General features: G+C 44.3%; 9 protein-coding genes. 5 read left to right on the top strand and 4 right to left on the bottom strand.

What is annotated here, in order from left to right; all coding sequences use genetic code 11:
- Positions 1-33: 33 nt before the first annotated feature.
- The gene (gene grcA / locus AB4154_RS22070; protein ID WP_017059315.1) at positions 34-411 is read right to left on the bottom strand and encodes an autonomous glycyl radical cofactor GrcA; all 378 of its coding nucleotides are present in this window, start codon (positions 409-411) and stop codon (positions 34-36) included.
- 326 nt (positions 412-737) lie between these two features.
- Here grcA and nfo point away from each other — a divergent pair, with 326 nt between their 5' ends.
- The 3 genes from nfo (at position 738) to AB4154_RS22055 (ending at position 3,362) form a co-directional block, all read left to right on the top strand.
- Positions 738-1,646 carry a deoxyribonuclease IV gene (gene nfo / locus AB4154_RS22065; RefSeq protein WP_102319761.1) on the top strand — a complete coding sequence of 303 codons (909 nt, stop codon included), beginning with the start codon at positions 738-740 and terminating at the stop codon, positions 1,644-1,646.
- A gap of 397 nt (positions 1,647-2,043) precedes the next feature.
- Entirely contained in the window at positions 2,044-2,724 is a 681-nt protein-coding gene (gene ung / locus AB4154_RS22060) for a uracil-DNA glycosylase (protein WP_102428207.1), read from the top strand.
- An 86-nt stretch (positions 2,725-2,810) separates the two neighbouring features.
- The gene (locus tag AB4154_RS22055) at positions 2,811-3,362 is read left to right on the top strand and encodes a hemerythrin domain-containing protein (protein ID WP_017070073.1); all 552 of its coding nucleotides are present in this window, start codon (positions 2,811-2,813) and stop codon (positions 3,360-3,362) included.
- Positions 3,363-3,513: 151 nt separating this feature from the next.
- Here the strand turns inward: AB4154_RS22055 and AB4154_RS22050 are convergent, their stop codons facing one another.
- Positions 3,514-3,702: a DUF3545 family protein gene (locus AB4154_RS22050; RefSeq protein ID WP_017059319.1), complete on the bottom strand. Its 189-nt coding sequence runs from the start codon at positions 3,700-3,702 to the stop codon at positions 3,514-3,516.
- A gap of 709 nt (positions 3,703-4,411) precedes the next feature.
- Between AB4154_RS22050 and AB4154_RS22045 the strand changes: the two genes are divergently transcribed.
- Both AB4154_RS22045 and yaaA read left to right on the top strand, forming a co-directional pair.
- Positions 4,412-5,839, top strand: coding sequence for a sodium:alanine symporter family protein (locus tag AB4154_RS22045; RefSeq protein WP_032545312.1), 1,428 nt, complete (start codon positions 4,412-4,414; stop codon positions 5,837-5,839).
- Between the two features lie 208 nt (positions 5,840-6,047).
- Positions 6,048-6,824, top strand: a complete 777-nt coding sequence (gene yaaA, locus AB4154_RS22040) for a peroxide stress protein YaaA (RefSeq protein WP_017059322.1) — start codon at positions 6,048-6,050, stop codon at positions 6,822-6,824.
- Between the two features lie 115 nt (positions 6,825-6,939).
- On the opposite strand, the gene srmB is transcribed toward yaaA, so the two are convergent.
- Complete coding sequence (srmB, locus tag AB4154_RS22035) at positions 6,940-8,205, bottom strand: ATP-dependent RNA helicase SrmB (RefSeq protein ID WP_372124116.1); 1,266 nt, start codon at positions 8,203-8,205, stop codon at positions 6,940-6,942.
- A gap of 107 nt (positions 8,206-8,312) precedes the next feature.
- Entirely contained in the window at positions 8,313-9,041 is a 729-nt protein-coding gene (locus tag AB4154_RS22030; RefSeq protein WP_017059324.1) for a tRNA1(Val) (adenine(37)-N6)-methyltransferase, read from the bottom strand.
- Positions 9,042-9,094 lie beyond the last annotated feature (53 nt).

The raw sequence follows: 9,094 nt of genomic DNA, 5'->3' as shown, positions 1-9,094 counted from the left end.
GCCGTTTTTGTATTCTAATTTAAGCTCTAAAAATTATAGAGACTCAGTGAACGTACGTGCGATAACGTCACGTTGCTGTTCAGTTGTTAGAGAGTTGAAACGTACAGCGTAACCCGATACACGGATAGTTAGCTGTGGGTAGTTCTCTGGGTGAGCAACAGCATCTTCTAGCGTTTCACGCTTAAGAACGTTAACGTTTAGGTGTTGGCCACCTTCGATGCGTGGTGCTGCTTCGATTGCAACTTCACGGCTTTCGTACTCGCCTAGGTCTGCAGCTGAGATAACTTGGTCAGCTTCGAAACCTGCAGTAGCAACAACACAACGAGCTTCATTCTTCTCGCTATCTAGTAGCCAGATTGAGTTTAGTAGGTCATCGTTTGCTGCTTTAGTAATTTGAATACCTTGGATCATAACTATCTCCTAGTCCACTGAATGTGGTTTGATTATGGTGTTAACTTTCGATTTTTATTGAGCTGGGTAATGTATACCTAATATTAGTAAGGTTAACATTGATTTAAGTCAAAAAACAACCAAAAACCATATTTTTACAAAGGTGATTATATTGAGGTAAATCAATAAAACCTTTGAAAACAAAGTAATTACAAAATATTTTAAAGTATAAAAAATATTTAACAGCCATATTTGTTGTAAGTTTACTACATTTGTTGTGTTTTTATTGAACTACAACCGATACGACCCTTTATTTATTAAGCATTCTGAAAGTGTAAAGTGATTTAATGACAAACAATAATTCATCCTCAAAACCGGAAACAAATATTAAGTTTATTGGCGCTCATGTGTCGGCTGCTGGTGGTGTTGATCAGGCGCCTATGCGTGCACGTGAAATAGGTGCCAATGCGTTTGCACTGTTTACCAAGAACCAGAGACAGTGGGCGGCAAAACCACTAGAAGCGAAAACCATTAGTGCCTTTAAAGCCAATTGCAAAATGTTGGGCTACGGTGCTGAGCACATTCTTCCTCATGACTCCTACCTGATTAACCTAGGAGCGCCAGAAGAAGAGAAGCTAGAGAAATCACGCGCGGCTTTTATTGATGAAATGGAGCGTTGTAATCAACTTGGACTAACGCTTTTGAATTTTCATCCTGGGAGTCATTTAAAGAAAATCTCAGAAAGCGAATGTTTGGCGAAGATCGCTGAATCGATCAACCTAGCTCATCAAGCGGTACCTGACGTAATCGCAGTGATCGAGAATACGTCTGGGCAGGGCACTAATCTGGGTTGGAAGTTTGAACATCTAGCCGAGATTATCGAGCAGGTAGAAGATAAGTCACGTGTGGGTGTGTGCTTAGACACCTGCCATACGTTTACTGCTGGCTATGACTTACGTACAAAAGAGGCGTGTGAGCATACTTTTGCTGAGTTCGACCGCATCGTGGGTATGCACTATCTAAGAGCAATGCACATCAATGATTCAAAAGCTGAGTTCGCGAGCCGAGTCGATCGACACCATTCTTTAGGAAAAGGCGAAATTGGCTGGGATTGTTTTGAGTATATTGCCTCTGATTCTCGCTTTAATGGTATCCCTCTTATCTTGGAAACCATTGATTCGACGATCTGGAAAGAGGAAATTCAACAACTTAGAATGTTTCATCGCTCAGCAACGCTAGCGAGCGAACAAGCGTAATAATAGAGGGGGAAATTTATTTCCGTCTATTTCTAAAAATTGGCACCTTTCTTTCATAGTATTAAAGTGAATATGTAGTTCACGATGTCTTAGAGGAGGTGCCTTTATGTATTCAATCACCCAAACTTCAACTATTGCTGTCGCACGCCGTTTACCTACACCAAACCGTCACGTGCATAACCACGGCCACCATCGTACACAGCAGAAAAGTGGTTAATCGAGATAAGCACAACTTGAACTGATTATTATGATTCATCAACAAGTGAACCCTACACATCATGTTTATTGATAGCTGTATGAGGTATAACTAGAGCCTTATTTAGGACAGTTAGCCGATACAGCTATTTTTTTGTCTGGCGAAAGCCGCTAGAAACCTTGATGATTGGGAAGTAAAACGATGAGCGCACCAAAGACTTGGGAATCCATTATTAATGATGAACGTGATAAAGAGTACTTTCAGAGTGTCCTCGCGTTTGTTGAACAGCAACGTAATAGTGGTAAAACCGTCTACCCGCCACAAGAACAGGTGTTCAGTGCCTTTGATATGACGCCTTTCGAATCCGTGCGAGTGGTTATCTTAGGGCAAGATCCTTATCACGGTGCTAACCAAGCTCACGGCTTAGCATTCTCAGTGCTTCCTGGTGTGAAAATCCCACCTTCTCTACGCAATATGTACAAAGAGCTTGCACAAGATATAGAGGGCTTTGAGATTCCTAGTCATGGTTATCTCGATTCTTGGGCATCGCAAGGGGTGTTGATGTTGAACACAGTCCTTACAGTCGAAGAGGCAAAAGCACACTCACATGCTAAGTGTGGCTGGGAAACCTTTACCGATGCCATTATTGCTGAGCTCAATCAGCGCTCTGAACCGATCATCTTTTTGTTGTGGGGCGCACACGCCCAGAAGAAAGGTCAAGCGATTGATGACGACAAGCATCATGTGTTGGTTGCACCTCACCCATCGCCATTATCGGCACGCCGTGGATTCTTCGGTTGTCAGCATTTCTCTACAACCAACAAGCTGCTTTCTTCTATGGATCAACAACCTATTGACTGGCGTTTACCAACAGAAGTGTAGGTTGGTGGTTTTCTGAGCAGGGTCAAATCATAAATCAGCATATTCGTATACACTTATAAATAGTAGGTGTAATGGAGTGCAATACTATGATGATTGAAAGGATAAGACGAGAGCATGGCTATATGGCTCGTTTACTCGCGATACTCAACAGTAAGTTAGAGTTTCTGAAACAGGAGCGAGAAATAAACTATAGCCTGATCGCAGAGGTGGTTCATTACCTTATGAACCATTCAGACAAAGTGCATCACCCTAAAGAAGACGTCATTTATCGCTACTATCTTAAGCAATATGGCAGCGAGCAAGCGATTGAAGACTTGGAGTTAGAGCATCAATTGCTTTCTGAGAAAACGGCGGACTTTTTAGGTTTGGTCGATATGATCCTTCAAGATGCGGTGGTTCCTCAGCAAGTCTTTATTGAGCAGCTTGAAGCGTTTGTTAAGGCTCAGCGAAAGCACATGGAATATGAAGAGAAGCATGTGCTACCCATGATTGTTGAGGCGTTCACGGTGAAAGATTGGCAAGAAGTGGAGTCTCAATGGCTTCAACCGGAAGATGACCCTGTTTTTGGAGAGACCATCGCCGATCAATATCGCCAACTCGCGGCTCGGGTTCGACAAAATGAACAAGAGTGTGTTTAGCCCGTTGTAATGTTGAGGTGCACCTATTTTAGGTGTCCTCTATATTAGAGGGTTGGTTTCCAAATGGCGCTTTGAGCGGATTAACTACCTCAAAAAATAAAAAAGGCACCTATATAGGTGCCTTTTGCTATCTGATTTCTTATCGTGCTGATTAAAGTTTTATATCGTCAAGGCTAAAATCAAGACCTAGGTTCATCTCTCTCAGCTCTTTCTCAAGCTGCCTACGATCGTTGATGGCTTCGATTTCACGCCACTTACGCTTGAGTGGTTTCGAGCGTGATTTTTGAGTTACACGAGGCATTTCTAGTTCTGATACTTCATCGAATTGAAAGCTATCCATAAGCCATATCTCCTTCCGTGGGACTAGTTCTTACGAACCAATAAATATCATATTTAGGTTCACAATAACTTTGATTTGTTTCTCATTTGTTTCAAATCCATGAAGCTTTTGTTCTATTTTCTTATGCATGCTCACACATTGTGAGAACTATTATGTATAAAAAACAGGCAAACAAACCTAAGTAAACGATTAAATTGGGGGTTATTGAATGTTAATTCATTGTGCGAATGGAATAGCGTTTTGACTACAATGCATTGAAGTGCACATGGTACCGTGCGGTATAGGGATCTCATTGGCCTAGAAAAAAACGAAGATCTTCACTATACCTTGTAAAACCTAGGCTGACGTCATTTTTATAGGATGGTGTTCTTGTTGGGGTAGTGCCGTGGCTGTTGTTGATATTATGTCCCGATAATGTGACTTTTATTGGGCTGCATTGTTGAAAGTTGTGTTAACAAAAGGTGTGTTATTAGTGAAATGTCATTTTAATATAAGTGTATTTGCATATTGATTTTTAGGCCGTCTCGCTGCATTATCCGCCCGTCAAAAAATACACTGATACGTAAAATGGATGCATGAAGCGACATTTACAGTCTCAATCGCCGCAAGAATATAACAAGAGTGCCGACACAACATTGACAGAGGCATAGGCGATTAAGAGGAAGGCTAGGAAGCATGATCGGTGCTTAAACTCAATTACGAGGTTCACGTGACAGACTTAATCAATTTGATGAACGATCTCCTTTGGGGATCTATCTTAGTTTACTTACTGGTTGGTGTGGGTATCTACTTCACTGTACGACTAGGCTTCATTCAATTCCGCCATTTCGGCCACATGTTCTCTGTTCTTAGAAACAGCCGTAAAGCAGACAGTGCTGGTATCTCTTCTTTCCAAGCTCTTTGTACTAGTCTCGCTGCTCGTGTAGGTACGGGTAACATGGCAGGTGTTGCTGTAGCACTAACCGCTGGTGGCCCTGGTGCTATCTTCTGGATGTGGCTAATCGCAATGCTAGGTATGGCAACATCGTTTGCAGAAAGCACACTGGCACAGCTATACAAAACGCGTGATAACGACGGTAACTACCGCGGCGGCCCTGCATACTACATGGAGAAAGGCCTAGGCATGCGTTGGATGGGGGTTCTATTCTCTATCTTCCTCATCATTGCATTTGGTCTTGTATTCAACGCGGTTCAAGCGAACGCGATTGCAAGCGCAATGAATACGGCATTCGACCTTGAGCGTAGCTACGTTGGTGTTGGTATCGTAATCATCTCTGCGTTCGTTATCTTCGGTGGTATCCGTAAGATTGCACGCACAGCAGAAATCATCGTTCCAATCATGGCATTGGCTTACCTAGCGATCGCTATGTACGTGATGTTCGCGAACATCGAGAAAGTGCCTGAAGTACTGGCTCTTATCTTCAAGAGTGCATTCGGTCTGCAAGAAGCAGCAGCGGGTGGCCTAGGTTACGCAATCGCACAAGCGATGATTAACGGCATCAAACGTGGTTTGTTCTCGAACGAAGCGGGTATGGGTTCTGCGCCAAACGCAGCAGCTTCTGCTACGCCTTACCCACCGCACCCAGCATCACAAGGTTACGTGCAAATGCTAGGCGTGTTCATGGATACCATTGTTATCTGTTCAGCAACAGTCGCAATCATCCTGATGTCTGGTGAGTATGTACCACACGGTGAAGTAACGGGTATCGAACTAACGCAACGTGCACTAACAGCACAAGTGGGCGAATGGGGCGGCATTTTTGTAGCGGTAGCGATTTTCTTCTTCGCTTTCACTTCAATCATTGCAAACTACTCGTACGCTGAAACGAACCTTATCTTCCTTGAGCACAACAACAAGAAGGGCCTAGTGCTGTTCCGTATCGTTGTTCTGGGTATGGTTATGTTCGGTTCTCTAGCGACGTTACCAACGGTATGGGCACTGGCTGACGTATCGATGGGCCTAATGGCGATTGTTAACTTGGTGGCGATTATCCTGCTATCAGGTATCGTGATTAAGCTAGCGAAAGACTACAACCGCCAACTAGACGCGGGTAAAGTACCAACATTCGATTCGAATGACTTCCCAGAGCTTAAGTCTCAGCTGGAAGACGGTATTTGGGACAACAACAAGAAGTAATCTTGTTGGAGCGATAAACGGCTCATCCTAAAGTGATTAGAAAGGCTAAGGTTTCGACCTTAGCCTTTTTGTTTGCCTGTCATTTGTCTCATTCTGTCTATCGAAGCTCATTCTCCCTATCGAAGTAATAGGAAGAGTCATAAAGACAAGTTGATGTTTTTTCTATACTCTAGCAGCATCCAGTTAGATAACCGATTAGGGTAAAGTTATGTTAGTTGTCGTTTCTCCAGCCAAAACACTTGATTACGAATCACCATTAGCGACGGAACGCTTTAGTCAGCCTGAGTTTGTTGAACACTCTGCTGAGCTGATTGAAGAGTGCCGCAAACTGACGCCAGTAGATATTTCTGCACTGATGAAAGTCAGCGATAAAATCGCAGGGTTGAACGTAGCGCGCTTTGAGCAGTGGAGCGAGACCTTTACCCAAGACAACGCACGCCAAGCAATCCTAGCCTTTAAAGGCGATGTATACACTGGCCTAGACGCTGAAACGCTATCGGATGAAGATTTTGACTACGCACAAGACCACCTGCGCATGCTTTCTGGGTTATATGGCTTGCTTAAGCCATTAGATTTGATGCAGCCATACCGCCTAGAGATGGGTACACGCTTAGCCAATGCTCGTGGTACTAACTTGTACCAGTTCTGGGGCAACATCATCACAGACAAGCTGAATGAAGCGTTGAATGCTCAAGGCGACAATGTGTTGATCAACTTGGCGTCTAACGAATACTTTAAAGCCGTGAAGCCGAAGAACTTGGATGGCCAAGTGATTACCCCTGTATTCAAAGACTGCAAGAACGGTCAGTACAAGGTGATCAGTTTCTACGCGAAGAAAGCGCGTGGCATGATGGCTCGCTACATCATCGAGAACAAGATCGACTCGGTTGAGGCGCTGACCCAGTTTGATACGGCGGGCTACTACTTCGTTGAAGAAGAGTCGAACGCGAAAGAGCTTGTCTTTAAGCGCGAAGAGCAAAACTAGTAGTCCTTGGCTAACGAGTAGCTCTCGGTTTTAGCCTGATAACAGACCAGATAGAGAAAAGCCCCATGCAGCGAACTGCATGGGGCTTTTTTATTGAATCGTTGAAGCTGGTAGATTACTTCTTCTTTGCTGCTTTCTTTTTCTTCGCGATTTTTTTCTTCTTCGCGATTTTTTGTTTTTCTACCGCTTTCTTATCTTCTTTCTTCGGCTTCTTCTTCTTAGTCACGGCCGCTTTCTTATGCGTAGGGCGCATGCCTTCAATAAAGCGTTCTTTGATTGGTTCGTCTGTGTAACGAGCCACACGCTCAATCATTAGTTGATCGTGCGCTTCAATGATAGAAACCGCGTTACCTTTTTTACCAGCACGAGCAGTACGGCCAATACGGTGTAGGTATACGTCAGCAGTACGTGGCATGTCGTAGTTGATTACGTGGCTTACGTCTGGAAGGTCGATACCACGAGCAGCAACGTCAGTCGCTAGTAGTACGTTTATAGAGCCGTCACGGAAACGAGCAATCGCGTTGTTACGACGATCTTGAGGCATTTCACCTTGGATCCACGCACATGGAATTTGCGCGCTTTCAAGTTGAGCTCGTAGATCACCTAGACGATCACGCGTCTTCAAGAATACGATGCTGCGCTCAGCTTGCTCTGTGATGACGTGCTTTAGGATGTTCAGCTTGTGCTCTGCTGTGTCTGCACGGTGGTACCACTGAGTGATCTTCTTACGCTCACGAAGTGATGATTTCGCATCGATCTCCGCTGGGTTTTTCAGTAGATCTTCAGTGAAGCCTTCAATGCCTTTACCTTCTAGCGTTGCTGAGAACAGTAAAGTTTGTTTACGCCAGCGACACTCTGCAGACAGACGGTCAACAACAGGACCAAAGCCCATGTCTAGCATGCGGTCGGCTTCATCTAGAACCAGCCATTCAATCGCACGACAGTCAAAACGCTCGCCTTCAATGTATTCCATCAAACGGCCAGGTGTTGCTACTACGATATCTTGAGTGGTACTTAAGATATCTGCGTGCTCTTGGTACATCACACCGCCCGTGATCGTGAAGATATTTAGGCTGGTGTATTTAGCAAGCTCACGTGCTTGTTCGGTGATCTGCATTGCTAGCTCACGCGTTGGCGTCAGGATAAGCATACGTGCAGGGCCAGATTTCTTACGTGGGAAATCCAGTAGGTATTGCAGTGCTGGCAATACAAATGATGCTGTTTTACCAGTACCTGTTGGCGCAGAAGCCAAAACGTCTCTTCCATCTAACGCTTGTGGGATTGCTTCAGCTTGTATCTGTGTTGGACGTTCGTAGCCCATTTCGTCAATTGCTTTAAGCAGCTCTTGGTTTAGATCGAGTTCTGCAAAGGTTCTGATCACTGTTGTTTCTCCACAAGCAATAAATGTTTCTGCCTCAAAAAGCAGACGATAAAAAAGAGTAGTCGGACATTATAGAAGCATTAGTGATTAGGATCACATGGTATTTGCTACATCTTGAGATAAAAATCTTTAGTGAGCGCAATAAATGCTTCGCTATAACCACCTTGATGGTGAATTGTAAGCGATTCGCGCTGCAAATCTTGCTCGCAAGCAGGATCTTTAGATAACTCGAATAAAATTCGGCTAGCTGGCTTTTTATCTGTTGTTTTTACATCAAGGCGTTTTGCTAGATACCAACCACATTGCTCGGCAAGCTTGATAAAACCTTCCCCCTCAGGCGTCGGTAGGATGAAACTGGCAGTCGCGGCGTCGGTTGTTATCTCGAAACAACGCTGGGCAAGCGCTAAATGATCCAAGCTGTCGGTGTGCCTGGCGGTGGCTCTTTGGCTTTGCTGCGCCTGTTCTCCAGAGTTGAAGTAGGGCGGGTTACAGATGATCGCATCAAACCTTTGTGGAAAGTCGGCTGTTAACACGCTGCCGTGATCAAGGGAGATACGATTTTGCCAAGGCGACTGCTCAATATTGACAGTGGCAGCATCAATAGCGTGTTGATCAATATCTATCGCAGAGATTGAAGCATCTTCAAAACGCTGCGCAGCCATCAAAGCCAGCAGACCTGTCCCGGTTCCAATATCGAGTACACATGATCTTTGTGGCAGGCTTACCCACGCGCCAAGTAATACGCCATCGGTACTGACTGGCATACCGCTTTTCCCGCCGTAAATTGAGAATTGCTTAAAATTGAAGCTTTTAGTTTGCACTGTTTTGTCTTTCATTAATGTTCTGAGTATCGAGATATTTTAAGTGATTAGCTCTAATGTTAACCGCT

The organism is Vibrio sp. 10N.286.51.B11 (assembly GCF_041469245.1).
Taxonomy (GTDB): domain Bacteria; phylum Pseudomonadota; class Gammaproteobacteria; order Enterobacterales; family Vibrionaceae; genus Vibrio; species Vibrio crassostreae_C.
This window is presented reverse-complemented; position numbering and strand designations above follow the sequence as displayed.